General features: G+C 64.8%; 18 protein-coding genes and 1 pseudogene. 11 read left to right on the forward strand and 8 right to left on the reverse strand.

The window, feature by feature from the left end; genetic code table 11:
• Positions 1–165: 165 nt before the first annotated feature.
• The 3 genes from C491_RS10755 to C491_RS10765 all read right to left on the reverse strand — a co-directional run bounded on the left by C491_RS10755 (position 166) and on the right by C491_RS10765 (position 1,463).
• Positions 166–360 (reverse strand): FAS1-like dehydratase domain-containing protein, encoded by a 195-nt coding sequence (locus tag C491_RS10755; protein ID WP_005556078.1) that lies wholly within the window; start codon positions 358–360, stop codon positions 166–168.
• A gap of 26 nt (positions 361–386) precedes the next feature.
• The gene (locus C491_RS10760; RefSeq protein ID WP_005556079.1) at positions 387–983 is read right to left on the reverse strand and encodes a GNAT family N-acetyltransferase; all 597 of its coding nucleotides are present in this window, start codon (positions 981–983) and stop codon (positions 387–389) included.
• A gap of 84 nt (positions 984–1,067) precedes the next feature.
• Entirely contained in the window at positions 1,068–1,463 is a 396-nt protein-coding gene (locus tag C491_RS10765) for a universal stress protein (RefSeq protein ID WP_005556080.1), read from the reverse strand.
• Between the two features lie 252 nt (positions 1,464–1,715).
• Here C491_RS10765 and C491_RS10770 point away from each other — a divergent pair, with 252 nt between their 5' ends.
• From C491_RS10770 to C491_RS10785, 4 genes are read left to right on the forward strand one after another with little or no spacing between them, the layout of a single operon-like run.
• Positions 1,716–2,972, forward strand: coding sequence for an ABC transporter substrate-binding protein (locus C491_RS10770; protein WP_049891762.1), 1,257 nt, complete (start codon positions 1,716–1,718; stop codon positions 2,970–2,972).
• Between the two features lie 53 nt (positions 2,973–3,025).
• Positions 3,026–5,014 carry an ABC transporter permease gene (locus tag C491_RS10775; protein WP_005556082.1) on the forward strand — a complete coding sequence of 663 codons (1,989 nt, stop codon included), beginning with the start codon at positions 3,026–3,028 and terminating at the stop codon, positions 5,012–5,014.
• Positions 5,014–5,814: an ABC transporter ATP-binding protein gene (locus C491_RS10780; protein ID WP_005556083.1), complete on the forward strand. Its 801-nt coding sequence runs from the start codon at positions 5,014–5,016 to the stop codon at positions 5,812–5,814. The genes C491_RS10775 and C491_RS10780 overlap by 1 nt, the downstream gene beginning before the upstream one ends.
• Positions 5,811–6,533, forward strand: coding sequence for an ABC transporter ATP-binding protein (locus C491_RS10785; RefSeq protein WP_005556084.1), 723 nt, complete (start codon positions 5,811–5,813; stop codon positions 6,531–6,533). Before C491_RS10780 ends, C491_RS10785 begins: the two co-directional genes overlap by 4 nt.
• Positions 6,534–6,630: 97 nt before the next feature.
• Here C491_RS10785 and C491_RS24185 read toward each other — a convergent pair.
• Positions 6,631–6,768, reverse strand: a pseudogene (locus C491_RS24185) (DUF4442 domain-containing protein); the annotation flags it as partial.
• A 69-nt stretch (positions 6,769–6,837) separates the two neighbouring features.
• The gene (locus C491_RS10790; RefSeq protein ID WP_005556088.1) at positions 6,838–7,476 is read right to left on the reverse strand and encodes a helix-turn-helix domain-containing protein; all 639 of its coding nucleotides are present in this window, start codon (positions 7,474–7,476) and stop codon (positions 6,838–6,840) included.
• Between the two features lie 98 nt (positions 7,477–7,574).
• Between C491_RS10790 and paaA the strand changes: the two genes are divergently transcribed.
• The 7 genes from paaA (at position 7,575) to C491_RS10820 (ending at position 12,119) form a co-directional block, all read left to right on the forward strand.
• On the forward strand, positions 7,575–8,516 hold the full coding sequence (gene paaA / locus C491_RS10795) for a 1,2-phenylacetyl-CoA epoxidase subunit PaaA (protein WP_005556090.1): 942 nt from the start codon (positions 7,575–7,577) through the stop codon (positions 8,514–8,516).
• Positions 8,517–8,518: 2 nt separating this feature from the next.
• Positions 8,519–8,836, forward strand: a complete 318-nt coding sequence (gene paaB / locus C491_RS10800) for a 1,2-phenylacetyl-CoA epoxidase subunit PaaB (protein WP_005556091.1) — start codon at positions 8,519–8,521, stop codon at positions 8,834–8,836.
• Positions 8,836–9,693 (forward strand): 1,2-phenylacetyl-CoA epoxidase subunit PaaC, encoded by an 858-nt coding sequence (paaC, locus tag C491_RS10805; protein ID WP_005556092.1) that lies wholly within the window; start codon positions 8,836–8,838, stop codon positions 9,691–9,693. The genes paaB and paaC overlap by 1 nt, the downstream gene beginning before the upstream one ends.
• On the forward strand, positions 9,690–10,109 hold the full coding sequence (paaD, locus tag C491_RS10810; RefSeq protein WP_005556093.1) for a 1,2-phenylacetyl-CoA epoxidase subunit PaaD: 420 nt from the start codon (positions 9,690–9,692) through the stop codon (positions 10,107–10,109). The genes paaC and paaD overlap by 4 nt, the downstream gene beginning before the upstream one ends.
• Entirely contained in the window at positions 10,106–10,276 is a 171-nt protein-coding gene (gene paaE, locus C491_RS23240) for a 1,2-phenylacetyl-CoA epoxidase subunit PaaE (RefSeq protein WP_005556097.1), read from the forward strand. Before paaD ends, paaE begins: the two co-directional genes overlap by 4 nt.
• Before the next feature lie 104 nt (positions 10,277–10,380).
• Positions 10,381–11,664 carry a phenylacetate--CoA ligase PaaK gene (gene paaK / locus C491_RS10815; protein ID WP_005556099.1) on the forward strand — a complete coding sequence of 428 codons (1,284 nt, stop codon included), beginning with the start codon at positions 10,381–10,383 and terminating at the stop codon, positions 11,662–11,664.
• 68 nt (positions 11,665–11,732) lie between these two features.
• Positions 11,733–12,119: a PaaI family thioesterase gene (locus tag C491_RS10820; RefSeq protein WP_005556101.1), complete on the forward strand. Its 387-nt coding sequence runs from the start codon at positions 11,733–11,735 to the stop codon at positions 12,117–12,119.
• Positions 12,120–12,132: 13 nt separating this feature from the next.
• Here the strand turns inward: C491_RS10820 and C491_RS10825 are convergent, their stop codons facing one another.
• The 3 genes from C491_RS10825 to C491_RS10835 all read right to left on the reverse strand — a co-directional run bounded on the left by C491_RS10825 (position 12,133) and on the right by C491_RS10835 (position 17,541).
• Entirely contained in the window at positions 12,133–14,727 is a 2,595-nt protein-coding gene (locus C491_RS10825; protein WP_241431305.1) for a penicillin acylase family protein, read from the reverse strand.
• An 81-nt stretch (positions 14,728–14,808) separates the two neighbouring features.
• Positions 14,809–15,816, reverse strand: a complete 1,008-nt coding sequence (locus C491_RS10830; RefSeq protein ID WP_005556105.1) for an LLM class flavin-dependent oxidoreductase — start codon at positions 15,814–15,816, stop codon at positions 14,809–14,811.
• Positions 15,817–16,266: 450 nt separating this feature from the next.
• The gene (locus C491_RS10835; RefSeq protein ID WP_005556107.1) at positions 16,267–17,541 is read right to left on the reverse strand and encodes a M24 family metallopeptidase; all 1,275 of its coding nucleotides are present in this window, start codon (positions 17,539–17,541) and stop codon (positions 16,267–16,269) included.
• Positions 17,542–17,576: the final 35 nt, after the last annotated feature.

A 17,576-nucleotide genomic window follows, 5' to 3' on the forward strand; every position in this document is an offset into this window, starting at 1 on the left:
ATGGTCTCCGTAACGGTTCTGAGTATGTCGGGCTGATACGCCTAATAGACAGTTTTCTTATGCTACGTATGCTCGGTCGTATATCTTATACTCTCGAGTCGCCGGAAGCGGTACCCCATAATAGTCACCTCGACAGTGATGGCGCTCGAGTCGACCGCCCTCACCTCACTCCCTGGCTTTGATCAGGAACTTCATGTCGCCCTGAAAAACCACGGTGCCGTCCTGATTGGTCATCTCGGTGTCGAGGACGACCAATCCGGCGTCGTCACGGCTGCCAGCGTCCTTGACGTCGGTGACCTCGATCTCGAGCGAGAGCGTGTCATTGATCGAAATAATCCTACTAAAGTGGATGGTCGTCAAGTCGACTCGGTACCAGGTGACGAGTACTACGCGCTCACGGGTCGTTCCGCCGGCGGGAGTCGAACCGTCTCGACGATCGGTTCGTCAAACGGGAGGCGCATCCGGATCTCACCCCCATCTTGTGCAATCGCCTCGAACCCCATCCGTCGGTAGACGTGGCACGCACGCTCGTTTTCGGCGTCGACGTCCAGAACGAGCGCCTCGTGGCCGGCGTCGGCGGCGTACGCGATCACGTGTCGGCAACACTCGCTCCCAATCCCCCGGTCGTGGTAGGCGGGATCAACGAAGACGACGAACTGGGGCTCGACGCTCGAGCGTGGGGCGTGGGTCGCGTGACCGACTACGTTCCCGTCGTGGACCGCGATGATCGCGAATCCTCGCTCGAGCAGCCGCTCGAGCCAGTCCTCGATCCGGTCGCGGCCGACCGGCGGCAGGCCCATCGAGCGATGCGTGTCGGGATACCCCTCGTACATCGAGACCAGGTCCTCGAAGCGCGACGGGGTGTACGGCTCGACCAGAACCGGTTCTCCGCGCTTATCGACGAACCGCGGACACCGCGGCGGGCACTCGGCGGTTCCCTCGCAGTTTCCGGGGTCCCACGCGCTGCAGGTATCGGGTGTCATCGGCGTTCGCGTGTAACTTGTTGCCACAGACACCTCACTCCTCACCCGTACATATGGCTCATTTAAGTCTATTCCGGCCTGTAGTTACTGCTCCGGACTGACGGTGATGACCGGACGGTCGGTACCGAAGATGACCGACTGGGTGACACTGCCGAAGAGGACCTTTCCCGTCGGCGTTCGTTTTCGGCCCGACAGACAGATCAGATCGACGTCCAGTTCATCGGCAGCTGCGATAATCTCGGACGCCGGATCGCCGCTCGTCTCGTAGTACTCGTAGTCGACGCCGCTCTCGTCGAACGTGTCGGCCGCGTTGCGAACGCCCTTGAGCTGTGGGATCGATTCTCCTTCGGGGTTCTCCTGAAAGACGTGAACGAGGGTTGCCGACACCTTCTCGGCCGCCGTCGGGAGCGATTCGATCGTAGATGCCTGTGCGAGTGCGCGGTGCTCGTCGGTATCGAGCGCGACCAGTACGCGATACATACTCGAACGAATCGCATTCGATGATCATAATTTCTAGGGGTCACGGACCGAGGGACCGCTAGGCGGCCCTACCCGGTAATGACTCCTCTTTCCCGGCGGCAATTAACAAAGGGAATTATTTCAATAAAACAGCGGTATATCGATCACACCTGCCGATTTCGCCCCTTCGTTACCCCTCACCTAGATGTTTATAATATAAAACCCCTACAAATAGCGGTCGATATTTATGACCCACTGTATTCAACTGAGCGTATGGGTCGAGATGACAAATGCCATGGAAGTAGGCGGCAGGTTCTCCGAGCCGTCACCGCAGGGAGCGTCGCTGGGCTGACCGGTCTGGCGGGCTGTGTTGGGGATCCCGAAGAGGCGGCCAACGGGGACGAAGCACTCGATACGATCGAACTCGCCGTGCTCGAACCGTTTACCGGTCCGTTCGCGGATCTTGGAGAGGAACGAACGCAGGGGACCGAGCTCGCGATCGAAGAGGTAAACGAGAGTGACGAGTTCGATTTCGAGATCGAGTACGAGACGTACGATACCCAGTCCGACCCCGAGGATGCGCTCTCGGAGGCCAGCGAAGCGGTTCAGTCCCAGGGGGCACAGTTTCTCACCGGCTGTATCTCCAGCGACGTCGCGCTGTCGATGAACGATTTCGCACTCGACAACGAGGTGCTGTACACGCCGGGGGCGGCGGACGTCGCGATCACGGGCGAACGGTGCAACGAGTACGTGTTCCGCTTCGAAACTAGTACCGCCCAGATCGCCGAGGCGATGGCCCAGTGGACCTACGAGGAACAGGGAGATCAGATTTTTTACCACCTGGCAGACTACGCCTACGGCGAGTCCGTTCGAAACGAGTTCGAGAGCCGGATGGAGGAACTGAGTGACGACTACGAGGCGGTCGGCGAAACCCGCGCTGAATTCGGTGCGGGCGACTTCGAGGCCTACATCACCCAGATCGAGGGCGCGGCCGACGAGGCCGACGCGGTCGTCATCGGGAGTACCGGCGAGGATCTCACGACCTTCCTTTCGCAGGCCGCTGACCGGGGTCTCCCCGACGAGATACCCATCGTCACGACCACCGCTTCGTTTACCCCGGTGCGAGCGGGTGCGGGCGACGCAGCGACCGGCGTGTTCAGCGGCGTTCGATACTATCCCGACCTCGAGATGGGCGACAACCAGGAGTTCGTCGAGGCCTACGAGGCCGAGTACGACGAACCGCCGGACAACTTCTCGCGGGTCGGCTACGACTCGATTCGGATGATGGTACGGGGAATCCAGGAAGCCGGATCGGACGATCCGACCGAGGTCGCCGACGTCCTCGGCGGGCTCGAACAGGAGACGATCTTCGGACCGAACGAGTTCCGCGAGTGCGACGGCCAAGCCGTGAACCCGGTCTGGATGGGCGAGCTCGTCGAGGGTGACGATCTGCCGGACGTCGAGATCCTGATGGAGCTCGACGGTGAGGAGGCGATTCCAGCCTGTGAAGAAACCGGCTGTGAACGATAGGGATCGCAGAGAGATATTTCGACAATGCACGGAACGACTCGCCGACCGAAGTTATGCTAGGAACAGCCATTCAGCAACTGTTAGACGGGATCACCCTCGGGCTCGTGTACGTGCTGCTTGCCGCCGGCCTGTCGGTCATCTTCGGCGTGATGAACGTCATCAACTTCGCCCACGGCGAACTGGCCGTCTTGGGCGCGTACCTGGCGGTCGCGCTCACCATTCAGACCGGTATCGGAAGCACGGCATTCGTCGCCGCGCTCGTGATTGCGCCGTTTCTGGTCGGGATCATCGGCGTCGCACTCGAGCGCTACACCGTCCAGCCGCTGTACGGTCGGAACCCGCTCTATCACATTCTCTTGACGTTCGGTCTCGTGCTGGTGATCAACGACCTCGTCTACCTCATCTGGGGGACGGGATCGTTCAGGCTTCCCCGACCGGGGGTTCTCACCGGAACGATCGGTGCGTTCGGGCTCGGCATCAGTTCCTACAACGTTTTCATGATCGTCAGCGGCACCCTGATGGCGTTCGCCGTCTGGGCGCTGCTTGAGTACACCAAGTACGGGCTGATCATCCGGGCGGGCTCACAGGACCGCCAGATGGTCCGGAACCTCGGGATCGAGATCGATCGCTACTACTCGCTGGTCTTCGGTGTCGGCGCCGGGCTCGCGGCGTTCGCGGGAATCATCCTCGCCGGCAACCGACAGGCGAACCCCGAACTCGGGATGTCGATCATCATCCCCGCGTTCGTCATCGTCGTCCTCGGCGGCCTCGGTAGCTTCAAGGGCGCGGTCGTCGGCGGGCTCCTCGTGGGAATCCTCCAGGAGTCGATCCTGCGACCGTGGGTCCCCTGGCTCGAGGGGATGGTGATCTTCGTGCTAATGATCGCTATCCTCCTGATCCGGCCCCACGGCCTGTTCGGCACCGAACTCGCCGAAGAGGGCGGCAGCGAACGACTGCTCGCCGGTCGAGCCGGCGGCCTACTCGAGCGGGAAACCCGGCTCAAACTTGGACTCGTGATGATCGGTGTCCTCGCGCTGGTGCCGATCGTCGCCGGGTTGCTCGGCAACCAGTTCTGGGTCACGTTCGGCTCCCGAGTCCTCGTGTGGGCGCTGTTCGCGCTCTCGCTTGACTTCGTAATGGGCTACACCGGGCTAGTGTCGCTCGGACACGCGCTGTTCCTCGGCCTCGGCGCGTACGCGGTCGTGCTCGGGCTGATCCACGTGACGAGTTCCGTGTTCGTCGCGCTCGCGCTGGCGATCGCCCTCTCGGCGGCGATCGCGTGGATCGTCGGCTTCCTCTCGATCCGCGTCGCCGGCGTCTACTTCGCGATGATCACGCTGGCGTTCGCCGAACTCTACTACAACCTGCTCTACCGACTCGAGATCACCGGTGGCTCCGAGGGACTCGGGCTGATCGGCCACGACTACTATTACGGCATCGCCGGCGTCGGCGCGTCGCTTGACGACGTCGCGTTCTTTGTCGGCCCGGTCGTGTTGACCGGTCACTCACTGTTCTACTACGTCGTGCTGGGCGCACTCGTCGCCTCGTACTTCGTTACCCGGCGGATGCTCCAGTCGCCGTTCGGCTCGGTGCTGAAATCCATCCGGGAAAACGAGGAACGAGCGACGTTCCTCGGCTACAATACGATCGTCTACAAGCGCCGCGCGTTCGTCGTCAGCGGCGCGTTCGCGGGCCTCGCGGGGGGACTCTTCGCACTCAACAACGCGTTCGTCTCTCCCTCGGCAGCGGAGTGGCTGAAGTCCGGGGAAGTAATCGTGATGGTGATCCTCGGCGGGATGGGGACGCTCTACGGCCCGATTATCGGTGCCGGCGCGTTCTTCGGGCTGGAACAGTTGTTAACTCACTACACTGGCCGATGGCGGCTGGTACTGGGGACGATCTTCGTCCTGTTCGTGATCTTCCTCCCGCGTGGGCTGGTCTCGGTGCCGACGATGCTCGCGCCGTACCTGCCCGGCGGGCCGGGTCCTGCGGCGGATCCCGGTCAGTTGCCCGAGGAAGCCAAAACGGAGGGTGATGACTGATGGCGACGGAGACTCGAGCCCGGAACCAGCGAACCGACGGCGAAGCGATACTGGAACTCGACGGGCTGACCAAGACGTTCGGTGCCTTCGCGGCGATCGACGACGTCTCAATGACGGTCGAACGCGGCGAGTTCCGCAGCGTCATCGGGCCGAACGGCGCCGGCAAGACGACGCTGTTCAACCTCATCTCCGGAGCGTTGCCCGTCACCGAAGGGACCGTTTACTTCGACGGCGAGGAGATTACTGACCGCTCCCCGCCCGAGCGCGTCGCCCGCGGCATTGGCCGCTCGTTCCAGATCTCCAACGTCTTCGGCGGACTCTCCGTCCGTGAGAACATCAGACTCGCGGCCCAGGCTGACCGCCGTAGCGAGTACAACCTGCTCGAATCGTTCTTCAAACCGACGAATCGCTACGAGGAGATCAACGCGGAGACCGGCCGCATCCTCGAGCGTATCGACCTCACACACGTCGCCGAGGAGGAGGCAGACGCGCTCGCGTACGGCGACCGACGGCGTCTCGAGATCGGTGTCGTCCTCGCGACGGATCCGGACCTTGTCCTGTTCGACGAGCCGACGGCCGGAATGAGCGTCGAGGAGACCCGGGAGACGATCGACCTGATCGAGGAGGTTCTGGTCGACCAGACGCTGCTGCTGATCGAACACGACATCGAACTCGTTATGGAACTTTCAGACCGAATCACCGTGTTGAACAGAGGCGAGATCCTCGCGGAAGGAACGCCAGAGGAGATCGCCGAGAACCGCGACGTACAGGACGCCTACCTCGGAGGAATGACAGAATGAGCACCGAGCCATTACTCGATATCGAGAACGTCGAGGCGGGATACGGCGAGACGAAGGTGCTTCGGGAGCTGTCGCTGTCGGTCCAGGAAGGCGAAATCGTCTCACTGGTCGGCCGCAACGGCGCCGGCAAGACGACGACCCTGCGTTCGATCGTCGGTATCATCTCCCCGACGAGCGGAACCATCACCTACCGCGGAGCCGATATCACCGACCTCGACGCGACAGAAACGGTCCAGCAGGGACTGGCGTTCGTTCCGGAGGAGCGTCAGATCTTCCCGGAGCTCACCGTCAAGGAGAACCTCGAACTCGCCGACTACGGCGGCGCTCCGGACGTCGACTCGTTTTCGATCGGCGAGGCGCTCGAGATGTTCGAGAACCTGAAAGAGCGCGCGTCGAATCCCGGTTCGTCGCTCTCGGGTGGCGAACAGCAGATGCTCGCGATCGCGCGCGCACTGGTCGGCGGCGCTGACCTCATCTTACTCGACGAGCCGACAGAGGGACTGGCCCCCTACATCGTCCAGGACGTGATGGACATCGTCGAAGAGCTCAACGAACGGGGGATCACGATCCTGTTGGTCGAACAGAACGTTCACGTCTGTCTCGAACTCGCCGACCGAAACTACCTCATCGACCAGGGGGAGATCGTCTACGAGGGGACGTCCGCGGAGCTCGAGGCCAACGAGGAGATCCTCGACAAGTATCTGGGCGTGACGGCCTGATCGCGGCCGTTCCGGGCTCGCTCGGGTCAGCGCTCGTAGACGCGCCCGCGAAACTCGTGACTCGCTCGTCGTCTCCGTCGGTGACGAGGGCCTCGTACGCCGCAGCGAAGGCCGCGTCGGCGAGAGAGTAGATCGCTCCGCCGTGGGGGCTCCCGTGGAAGTTCGTGAGGTCCTCGGTGGTCTCGAGGGTTGTTCGTGTGTTCCCCGGTTCCAGCGAGCGGAGTCGGATACCCAGCGCCTGACAGTACGCGTCGTCGAACCTCTTCCGTCATATCGTGCTACAGCGACTCGCAACGAAAAGGATCTAGCGGAACATCTGCTGGAACAGCGCCGCCTCGGCGCGACGGAGCCGCTCGAGAAACGCCGACTTGCTGATCCCGAGCTCGTCGGCGACCGCCTCGGAGCTGGCTCCGCGGGGGATCTCGAAGTACCCAAGCTCGAGGGCCGCCCGGAGACACTCCTCCTGGGCGGGCGTGAGGTTCCAGCGCCGGCTGGGAGATTCCCTGGCCTCCGACTCGAGGGGATAGACGCGTTCGAGTTTGACGCCCACGGTCTCGCCGGCTGCCTCCATCACGCCCTTGAGGACGTCGCGACCCACGACCGCCCCGGCGATCCGGGCCGCGCCGTCGCGGTACCGCAGCGTCTCGACGATGAGCCCGCTGTCGATCAGTCGGTGGACGACACACGGGTGTTTCGACAGACACCGGTACCGCGAGCGACCGTCGGTTCGCGAGGCGTGGAGATAGGAAATCCGATCGTCCTCCTCGAGGACCCGCGTGAGTCGGTCACTTGTCGGCGCGCTGAACTGCAGCAGGTCGTTCCCGTCGCTGCGTCGCTGTGGCGGTCGGGCGTCGATTTCGACCTCGACGTCTCGCGTCGCTTCCGCGAGCGGGCAGTCGTCGTTGCGGACCGTAAACTCCACGACGAGACACTCGTCGATCATGAGATGTGTAGTCGTAGTTCGCACGCGATAGTATTTAAACCCCCGTTATGTGGCGGTCAACTGCTAAGGATGTAACCATCGTAGTTTATAATGAGATCATGGACCTAAACACAGTCAAAGAACGCGCGGGGCCACGGGAGTTCAGCCCCGCAGACGACCTGCCGCGGGAGTATCGGGAGGCCGCGACGCGGATGATCGAATTCCACGCCAACAGCGAGATCATGGGCGCCTACCTGGAACGACCGTTCATCCGGCAGGCGCCCAGCATCGACCGGAAGCTGGCGTTCTCGGCGAAGGTCCAGGACGAGATCGGCCACGGCCAGTTGCTGTACCGTGCCGCCGAGTCGCTGGGCGTCAAGACTCGCGAGGAGATGCTCGACGACCTTGCGAACGGCGACGGCAAGTTCCTCAACTGTTTTCACTACCCGCTGAAGAGCTGGGTCGAGATTCCGATGATCTCGTTTTTCGTCGACGGTGCCGCGATGCGCCGGCAGGCGACGCTGCGACGGACGAGCTGGGAGCCCTACGCCCACGCGATGGATAAGGTCTGCTTCGAGGAGGGGTTCCACGTCAAACACGGCGAGGACATCCTCAAGGAGCTGATGACCGGCTCGCGCGCCGAACAGCAACGGACCCAGGAGGCCTTCGAGGAGTGGTGGCCCCGCATCATCCAGTTCTTCGGGCCGACCGACGACAAGAGTACCCACCACGACTTCGCCGCTTCGGTCGGACTCAAACAGCAGTCCAACGACGAACTCCGGGACGCCTTCCTCGACCAGTACATCCCCAAAGCTCGCAAGCACGGCCTCGAGATCCCCGACGAGCCCCGCATCCGGGAACGCGACGACGGCACCTACGCCGTCGAAGAAGGTGACCTCGACTGGGACGAGTTCTTCACGATCGCCAAAAACGACTACGAGCCCGGTCTCGGACAGATCAACGGCCGGAAGCAGGCCCAGGAGGCCGTCCAGTGGGTTCGTGAGACGATCGAGGACGACGCCACAACCGCCGGCGGCCACGCGCCGCAGGCGGCCGACTGACCATGATCTGGGAAGTGTTCCGCCAGGAGAAAACCGGTGGGTACCACACCCACTGTGGCAACGTTCACGCACCCGACCGCGAGATGGCCAAGCAGTTCGCCGCGATCCAGCACGGCCGACGCAAACCGACCAACAGCCTCTGGGTCGTCCCCCGCGAGGAGGTCGGCGAGATCGACAGCGAGGACGTCGTCTTCGGTGGCGCCACCGACAGGAGCTACCGGTGGGCGACCGCCTACAACACCACCGGCGAGGACGCCCGCGAGGTCGTCGAAAGCGAGGACGAACAGGCCACCGCCGAGCGACAGCGGGGTGACGACTGATGGCGGCCCTCGAGAACCCGGCCGACCTCGACGAACGCGAGCGTGAGGCCCTCGAGACGCTGCTGAAACGGCTCGCGGACGACGAGTTCGTGCTCGCCGAGCGCTACACCGAGTGGCAGGTTCGGGCACCCAGCCTCGAGTCGGATCTCGCGCTGGCGAACAACGCTCAGGACGAGCTGGGTCACGCCCGGCTGTGGTACGACGTCCTCGAGGACCTCGGCTTCGAGGAGCAGGAGCTGGTCTACGAGCGCGACCCGGCGGACTTCCGCCACGCCACGCTCGTCGAACTCCCCTTCGAGGAGGGCGACTGGGCCGACGCCGTCCTCCGGTCGTACCTCTACGACGCCGCCGAGGAGCTCCGACTCGAGGCCCTCGAGGACTCCTCGTACCCGAAGATCGCCGATCGCGTCGGCAAGATCCAGAGCGAGGAGGCCTACCACCTTGAACACGCCCAGAACTGGGTCGAGCGCCTGGCCGACGGGGAGGAGGGCCACCAGCGCCTGCAGGACGCGCTCGATCGGCTGTTCCCCCACGCGTTGACGCTGTTCGAGCCGGTCGATCCCGACGTTGAGACCGACATCGTCGACCTCGGACTCCGCGACGCGACCCTCGAGGAACTGGGCGAGGAGTGGCTCTCGATCGTGGTGCCGTACCTCGAGTCCCTCGAGCTCGAATTGCCGGTCAGCTCGCAGGTCGACGACGACACCTTCGAGATCACCGAGGAGATGCTTCCCGAGAAGCGCGGCCGGGACGGGAGCCACACCGACGCGTGGGCCGACCTCCACGACGAGCTGACCCACACCTATCGCGACCTCGGGCGCAGCGAGACCACCAAAATCATGGAGAAACCAGAATGAGCAGCGAGATTCCGGATCCGGACGCGGACGCGACGCCGTGTGCGTACACCGACTACCGCGAGGGCGAGGGTGCCGAAGAGCTGCCGGCGACCGGCGAGGACGCCACGGGCGTCGAGGCCGACGTCTGGGACGCCCTCTACGGGATCGAAGATCCCGAGATGCCGATCAGCATCGTCGATCTCGGGCTGATCTACGGTGTGACCCTCGAGGACGGACACGCGATCGTCGACATGACGCTGACCTACTCGGGCTGTCCGGCCAGGGACATGCTCACCGAGCAGGTCCAGGAGACGGCGGCCGACGTCGAGGGCGTCGACGGCGCAGAGCTGCGCCTCGTCTGGAGCCCCGAGTGGACGATCGAGATGGTGACCGAGCAAGGGAAGGAGGACCTCCGGGAGTTCGGGCTGAGCATATGAGACGCAGCCGAGACCCGAGCGTCACGACCAGCGGCGAGGACGCGGGCGCGGAGTGTCCGTACTGCGAGTCGACCGACACCGTCCGCGAACACCCGAAGGGACCGTCGCTCTGTCGGTCGATGCACTACTGCAACGCCTGCGAGCAGCCGTTCGAGAAGTTCGAGTAGTGGACGCCGGTCGTTTTCCGAGCCGTCAGCGCGCGAGCGAACGCGCCTGCTGACGATCGGGGATCAAAACTTTGGGACTCGGTGTCGTGGACTCGGGACGAGCCATGGCAGGCACTACCGAGCGAGTCGGCCTCGAGGAGCGCCGGGAGCTGCAGTCCGAGCGGCTCCGCGACACCGTCGTTCACGCCTACAAGAACGTCCGGTTCTATCGCGATCGACTGGACGAGGCCGGTATTTCGCCCGAAGACGTACAGTCAGTCGACGATCTCGAGCGGTTGCCGTTCACGACGAAAGAGGACTTCCGCGACGAGTATCCCGACGGCCTCTTCGCCGTCGACGACGACGAGCTCCTGCGTATCCACGCCTCGTCGGGCACGACGGGCAAACCCAAGATCGTCGGCTACACCGAGCGCGACCTCGAGCTGTGGGACGAGGTGATGGCCCGGTCGCTGGAAGCCGCGGGGATCGAACCGGGAGACACCGTTCAGAACGCCTACGGCTACGGCCTGTTTACGGGCGGACTGGGGTTCCACGGCGGCGCCGAGGCCCTCGGCGCGACGGTGATCCCGACGGGAAGCGGGAACACCCAGCGGCAGGTCGAACTCGCCCGCGACCTCGAGAGCGACGCCATCGCCTGCACGCCATCGTACGCGCTGTACTTCGCCGAGACTGTCCGCGAGATGGGCGTCGATCCCCGCGAGCTGCCGCTCTCGACGGTGCTCTACGGCGCCGAACCCTGTACGGAGCCGATGCGCGAGGCGATCGAGGAGCGCCTCGGTGCGGTCGGGATCGAGAACTACGGCCTCTCGGAGCTGATCGGGCCGGGCGTCGCCGTCGAGTGTCGCGAGGCCCAGAACGGGATGCACGTCTGGGAGGATCACTTCTACCCCGAGGTCGTCGATCCGAAGACGGGCGAGACCCTCCCCGAGGGCGAGGAGGGCGAGCTGGTGTTGACCTCACTGTCGAAGGAAGCCCTGCCCGTCCTCCGGTATCGGACCGGTGATCTCACGTCGCTCACGTTCGACGAGTGTGCGTGCGGTCGGACGACTGTCCGGATGGGCAGCGTCACGGGCCGGGCCGACGACCGACTCATCGTCCGTGGGGCCAACCTGTACCCGAGCCAGATTGAGGACGTCGTCCTCGGGTTCGACGCGGTGGCGCCGTACTACCGGATCGACCTCTCCCGCGAGGACGAACTGGATCGGCTGGCGCTGACCGTCGAGCTGACGGAGGGGTTCGACGGCGACCGCGAGGCGCTCCGGGAGGCAGTCCTCGAGCGGCTTCGGAACGTCCTCTCCGTCCGGCCAGATTCGCTCGAGTTCGTCGAGTACGGAACGATCGAACGGACGGAGGTCGGGAAGGTCAAGCGGGTCTACGACCACCGCTGACGCACGGTCGAGACGGACCTTGCGGCTGACCTGCTACCTTTATTACGATTCGTTCGGCACCGTGTTGCATGGACACCGAAGCGTTCTTCGAGGGGATGCCCTTCGCGTCCCTGCTTGGAATCGAGGTTACCGAGTGTGCCGACGGACACGCCGAGGGTCGCCTCGAGATGCGCGAGGAGCTCTCCTGGAACGAGGACGAGCTAATGGCCCACGGCGGCGTCACGTTCACGCTGGCCGACACCGTCGGCGGCGCGGCGCTGGTCTCGCTGGTCGACCAGCCCGTTCCGACGATCGATATGCGCATCGACTACCTCAGCGCGGGGACGGGCGATCTCTACGCCGAGGCCGACGTCGTGCGCTGTGGCAGCGACGTCGGAACCGTCGACGTCGAGGTCTACACGGTGGAGGACGAGACACTGATCGCCGACGCTCGAGGCGTCTACAAAACCGGGTAGCGGAGCGTCCGCGTCAGTCGGTCCCCGAGGCCGACTCGCTCGGGTCGGCCGCCCGATCGCAGCCTTCGGTGTCAGGTTGCAACACTCGCTGGTCGACCGTTGCGGCGGCGACCTCGCCGTCCTCGAACAGCAGGTCCTTGTACTCGAACGCGAGGAAGGAGTCGAGCTGGTCGTCGTAGTGGGGCCCGGGCTCCCCGTCGGGCGAGACGTACCCGGAGTTGCCCGGCGGCAACACGTTCTCGGCACAGACGACCTCGTCGCCGATTCGGACGAAGTGGTTCTCCGTGCCGCGGTTCATGAACGGCAGCTCGCCCGCGTCGCCGACGCCGACGGGCATCCCGAACAGGACGACGTTCCCGAGATCGTCGACCGCGACGTCGGCGCGCCAGTCGGCGACGTCGCGGCCGTACTCCTCCTCGAGTTCGGCGACGGCCTCCTGGAACGCCTCGCGGAACACGCCGTCGCGGTCGCCGTCGAAGTAATCGACCGCGGTGTCGAGTGCCGTCTCCTCGGGGTAGAGTGCCCGCATGAGCGTGGCGCGGCCGTACCGGAAGTCCAGGAACGTCATCGCGGACTCGAACTGCTCGCCGAACGTCGGCGCGAAGGTTCGCTCCATCAGCCGCGGGAAGAACGCGTCGAAGACGGTGTATCCGGGCGGGTACGTTCCCATGTAGTCCTCGCCGTCGGCCTGCCCGTAGTCGTCCCACGCCTCGAGGGCCGCCTTCGCCTCGCTCTCGGTCTCGGAGAGGTCCGCACCGTCCAGCGCCTCGAGCAGGAACGGCTTGTACCGGATCGCCCGCAAGTCGACGAAGGAGGTGTCGTAGACCATCTCCTTCAGGTTCTCGTAGCTGACCGACCCGGTCGTCTCGAGTTCGTGCTCGACGAGATTGATGAAGCGCTGGACCCGGTGGTCGACGCCCCAGGAGTAGCTGCGGTCGCCGTTGTCCCAGTCGGGCGCGGGCTTGTTGTTCCACTGTGCGGAGTATCCCACTGGCGGGTTGATGCTGTAGGGCACCTCGCCGTCGGCCGCCCGCAGAAAGTCGTCGTCGGTCAACTCGTGTTCGGTGCCGTCGGCCGGGAGCCGGGTGTCCCACGGGACCGCCTCGAAATCGGGGTAGCGACCGAGGTGGAAGAAACCGATCCCGCCCTCGCCAGCCCACATGAAGTTGAGCGCGTAGTCACACTGCTGGGCGGCCTCGCCGTAGCTCTCGACGTCGTCGGCGAACTGCGCGTCGTAGAACGCGCGAAACGAGTTCATATCCCGTCCGTCGAACGCCCGGGTCTGAGCGACTGCCTCGCCGGTCTCGGGATCGTAGTCGGTGACGACGCCGTGTCGGGTCCGGCGAACGGTGTGGGTCACGTCCTCGGCGTCGGCCACCTCGATGCGCTGCTCGTCCTCGTCCATCTCGTACCACTCGCCGCGGAACTCGTGCTCCGCGGGTCCGTCCTCGGGCGTTCGGATCGATTCGACGAACGTCTGGATGCTCTTGTCGATCCCCGCCGTCGACGTAAAGGAGCCGTCGCCGTTGTGTCCGAACATGATAGCCGGGTAGCCGGCCACCGTGATCCCGGCGGTGTCGAAGTCCGGGCCGTGGAGACCGACCTCGTACATGACCGACGGCGTGGAGAACTCCATCTGCGGGCCGCCCATCAGGAGGTGATCGCCGCTCTCGGTGACGTCGCCGTGGACCACGAGCGCGTTCGAGCCGACCGTCGTCGGAATCCCGAGTTCGTGCGCACCGTCGACGAGCGTCCCCAGTCGCTCCTGCTGGCGCTCGAACGTCCCGGCGGGATCACTCGAGAGGCGATACTCGCCCCCGGTGACCCGGTTGCTAACGTCGTTCGTCTCGCCGTCCGAGATCCGATCGGCGTAGATTCCCGCCGCCGCCGTCGGCGGCGTGAATCCTGGGTTGGGGACGTCGCCGGACGTCGGCGCGTCCGGATCGTCCCCCCACTGGAGATCCTCGAACAGTTCCCAGGCCGTCTCCTCGTCGTACTCCGCCTCGAGCCCGGCCAGCACGGCCGCGTTCAGCCCCTCGAGGTTCACCCCCGAGAAGAACGCCATCGTCGCGACGAAGACTCCCGCGACGTCGACCGAGTCCCAGGGCTCGGGTTCAAACTCGTGTTCGACGAACCCCCGGTGAAACCCCGGTCGGTCGCTCTTCCCTGAGCGCACGTCCTCGATGTGACGGTTGATTCCCTCGGCGTAGGCCCGCAGGACGGCGCGGTGTTCGTCCTCGAGTTGCCGCTCGATCTGTTCGGCGAGCGGGACCGCGCTGTCGTGGTTGATCCGCGCCTCGCGATCGAATTCGACCCACTCCTCGCCCAGCACCTCGGCGACGGTACCGTGATAGTACCGACGGTAGAGCTCGAGCTGGTAGAGACGGTCTCGGGCCGTCGCGTACCCGTAGCCGTAGAAGACCGGCGCCGGTCCGCGGCCGTCGCGCGCGTAGACGTGTGGGACGCCGTACTCGTCCCGTCTGATCCGGACCGGGGTCTCGGTGCCGTCTTCCTCCTCGTAGGCCAGCGCCGTCGTCCCCACGAACTGTCCCGCGGCAGCCACGGCGCTCGCTTTCAGTAGGCTGCGCCTGTTGAGTGGTGCTACCATGACTCATGAACCGCAGTAACAAGTATATGCGTCCCGATGGCGGAAATTCTTACTGGTTGGATAGTTCGGGGCTCGATTCGGCTATCGGAGTTCGGGCGCGACCTCGTCACCGAGTTGATGGACACAGTCGATCATCTCGTCAGTTTCGACGCCGGGGTAGTACGTCCGGAGGATAAAGTGAACGTCGTCGCCCAGCGCCTCGCTGTAGGCCTCGAGCTCCTCTCGAACCTGTTCGGGCGTGCCGAAGATGGCCTGTTCTTTCAGTTCCCGTTTGCGCTCCTCGTCGAGTTCGTCGACCGACTCGCCCGAGAAGATTTCCGCGTAGCGGCGCTGGAGGTAGAAGTAACCGTCGCGCATCGCCTCCCAGGCCGCCTCGCGGGAGTCGCCGACCCAGCCGTGCTGAAGGACGTAGATCGTGAACTCGTCCTCGAGCCCCTCCGCCTCGCGAACGTTTCGGATGTCCGCGACGCGTTTCTCGACGCCCTCGAGCGAGAGTGCAGACGGCGCACACCAGCCGTCACCGACTCTGGCCGCGCGCCTGACGGCGGGTTTGGCCGCGCCGCCGAGCATGACCGGCACGTCCCCTCTGACGGGTTTCGGCGTGATCGAGACGTCGGTCGGAACCTCGTGGAACTGGGCGTCGTGCTCGAGATCGCCCTCGCTCCAGGCGCCTCGCAGAAACGGGACGAGATCTGCGAGCCGCTCGGCGCGCTCCTCGCGTGGGACGCCGAAGACGTCGAACTCCCGCGGGTTCGAGCCGATGGCGAGCCCGAGCGTGAGCCGACCGCTCGAGAGGAGATCGACCGTCGCCGCGTCCTCGGCGAGCCGGATCGGGTCGTACAGCGGCCCGAGCGCGACGCAGCTGCCGATCTCGAGTTCCTCGCACTCGGCTGCCATCGCCCCGAGCGTCGGCATTGTTCCCGAGAGGTAGCCGTCCTCTTCGAAGTGGTGTTCAGAAACCCACGCGCTGTCGAGACCTGCGTCTTCGATCTCGCGAGTCAGCCGTAGGACGTCGTCGTACAGCGCGCTCGGCTCGCGGTCGTCGCCGGGCCGCTGCTGGGCGGTAAAGAGGCCGGTCCCGAGTTTCATACTCTCGGCATCACCGGGAATCGGCTTAATGGTTGGCGAACCAGCTAGTGGTCGTCTTCGAGGTGAACGAAAACGTTCGAGTCCGCTTGAACCCCGCTGTGAACACCAGGAAAGCCCCTGGCGGCATCCAGTCGAAGGACTCGTTGCGCGCTTCGCTCACGGCGTTCACTCCAGTGCTTCCGTCGTCCGTCTTCCCGGATGCCGCCAGCCCCTTTCAGTCCCTCCCGCGGTGGCCGACCGATCAGCCGACACGGGCGGACTGAAGGGGGCTGCTGCGGTGGACGAACCCGGCCGACGCAAGCACCGCAGGACGAAGTCCGAGGCGCGCAGCGAGGCCTGGGAGTGCACGCAGCAGGGGCTTTCGGGATGCTCTCGTTCGATTCGCTAACTCGATTAATCCGGTACGTCTGGAGTTCACCGATTTGGGGCGAAAAGGTCTATCCACCGTATCTAGTGGTCGATGACGGTGATCTCCTCGACGGGCCACTGACTGAGGATCTCGACGCCGTTCTCGCGGACGACGACCATCTCCTCGACGCGGACGCCCTGCCGGCCCGCGGGCTCTTGGGTCTCGACGGCCATCGTCATTCCCTCCTCGATCTCGATCGGGTGGTCGGGGGAGAGGCCGCGCCAGATCAGCGGCACCTCGTACAGCTGCAGGCCGAGGCCGTGGGCCCAGTGATTGGTCGTTAGCTGCCAGTGTTCGTCGGCGTCGTAGAAGTCGGCGTGCTCGCCCGCCATGTCGGGAAAGCCCCGCGCGATCTCGTCGGTCGTCGCGCCGGGTTCGATGCGCTCGAGCACGTCGTAGAGGTTGTCCCGGGCGGTCTCGTAGGCCTCCCGCTGTTCCTGGGTGGGCTCGCCCATCGAGAACGTGCGGTAGTAACAGGATCGGTAGCCCAGGTAGCCGATATTGTAAAAATCGGCGTAGACGAGGTCGCCGGGTCGGATCGCCCGATCGGTGGTGTTCGCCTGGTGTTTCGGCCAGGTGTTCGGCCCCGACGTGAGGTAGCCGCCGCCGACGAACGCGCCGTGGCGCCACAGCTCCTGGACGGCTTCGCCCCAGACCTCGTTCTCGCGCTTGCCGGGTCTCGCGGACTCTTTGATCCGCTGGAAGCCGGCCTCGCAGATCGCCGCAACCTGGCGCAGGCACTCGATCTCGTCCTCGGTTTTGATCTTTCGGGCGTCTTCCATCACCGACTGCGCAGTTTCGGGATCGGTCTCGACGCCGCGCTCTTCGAGGGCCTCGAGCAGTCCCCGGTTGCCGACGTCGACCCCCAGTTTCTCGTCGGCGACGCCGTACTCCTCCATCGCCTCGTGGACTGTTTCGGCCATCGTCGAGAGCAGGAATCGTCGCGCCGAGGGGCTGCCCGAGGCGCGGGGCACGTTACCGAGTCCGGGGCAGGCGTACCGGATGTCGTGGAGCCACGGGCAGTTCGCCCGCTGGTTGCTCGCGTGATCCGCGGTGTCCCAGTGGACGATATCGCCGTTCTCGGTGAGCAGCGTGTAGTGGTCCGCGCCGCTGCCGCCGGTCATCGCCAACCCCGTCACGTACCGGATGTTCGGATCCGAGACGAGCAACATCGCGCCGAGGTCGGTCTCCCGGAGCCGGGAGAGCGCCCGCTCCCTGCGCTCCTCGCGCAGCCGCTGGGTGTTGATCCGTTCCTCCCAGTCGACGGCCTGGGTACCCAGCGTTCCCTCCGTGTAGTCGCGCTCGTGGAACGTCATGGCGTGACGTATCAGGGGAGCCTACTAAATCGTAC

The organism is Natronococcus amylolyticus DSM 10524 (assembly GCF_000337675.1).
Classification (GTDB): Archaea; Halobacteriota; Halobacteria; order Halobacteriales; family Natrialbaceae; genus Natronococcus; species Natronococcus amylolyticus.

Excerpts from the sequence above, each read along its gene's own strand:
- paaB (WP_005556091.1), top strand. The coding sequence starts at position 8,519 with ATGATCTGGGAAGTGTTCCGCCAGGAGAAAACCGGTGGGTACCACACC.
- C491_RS10835 (WP_005556107.1), bottom strand. The coding sequence starts at position 17,541 with ATGACGTTCCACGAGCGCGACTACACGGAGGGAACGCTGGGTACCCAG.
- paaD (WP_005556093.1), top strand. The coding sequence starts at position 9,690 with ATGAGCAGCGAGATTCCGGATCCGGACGCGGACGCGACGCCGTGTGCG.
- C491_RS10820 (WP_005556101.1), top strand. The coding sequence starts at position 11,733 with ATGGACACCGAAGCGTTCTTCGAGGGGATGCCCTTCGCGTCCCTGCTT.
- C491_RS10760 (WP_005556079.1), bottom strand. The coding sequence starts at position 983 with ATGACACCCGATACCTGCAGCGCGTGGGACCCCGGAAACTGCGAGGGA.
- C491_RS10775 (WP_005556082.1), top strand. The coding sequence starts at position 3,026 with ATGCTAGGAACAGCCATTCAGCAACTGTTAGACGGGATCACCCTCGGG.
- paaA (WP_005556090.1), top strand. The coding sequence starts at position 7,575 with ATGGACCTAAACACAGTCAAAGAACGCGCGGGGCCACGGGAGTTCAGC.
- C491_RS10780 (WP_005556083.1), top strand. The coding sequence starts at position 5,014 with ATGGCGACGGAGACTCGAGCCCGGAACCAGCGAACCGACGGCGAAGCG.
- C491_RS10825 (WP_241431305.1), bottom strand. The coding sequence starts at position 14,727 with ATGGTAGCACCACTCAACAGGCGCAGCCTACTGAAAGCGAGCGCCGTG.
- paaE (WP_005556097.1), top strand. The coding sequence starts at position 10,106 with ATGAGACGCAGCCGAGACCCGAGCGTCACGACCAGCGGCGAGGACGCG.
- C491_RS10785 (WP_005556084.1), top strand. The coding sequence starts at position 5,811 with ATGAGCACCGAGCCATTACTCGATATCGAGAACGTCGAGGCGGGATAC.
- paaK (WP_005556099.1), top strand. The coding sequence starts at position 10,381 with ATGGCAGGCACTACCGAGCGAGTCGGCCTCGAGGAGCGCCGGGAGCTG.
- paaC (WP_005556092.1), top strand. The coding sequence starts at position 8,836 with ATGGCGGCCCTCGAGAACCCGGCCGACCTCGACGAACGCGAGCGTGAG.
- C491_RS10790 (WP_005556088.1), bottom strand. The coding sequence starts at position 7,476 with ATGATCGACGAGTGTCTCGTCGTGGAGTTTACGGTCCGCAACGACGAC.
- C491_RS10770 (WP_049891762.1), top strand. The coding sequence starts at position 1,716 with ATGGGTCGAGATGACAAATGCCATGGAAGTAGGCGGCAGGTTCTCCGA.
- C491_RS10830 (WP_005556105.1), bottom strand. The coding sequence starts at position 15,816 with ATGAAACTCGGGACCGGCCTCTTTACCGCCCAGCAGCGGCCCGGCGAC.
- C491_RS10765 (WP_005556080.1), bottom strand. The coding sequence starts at position 1,463 with ATGTATCGCGTACTGGTCGCGCTCGATACCGACGAGCACCGCGCACTC.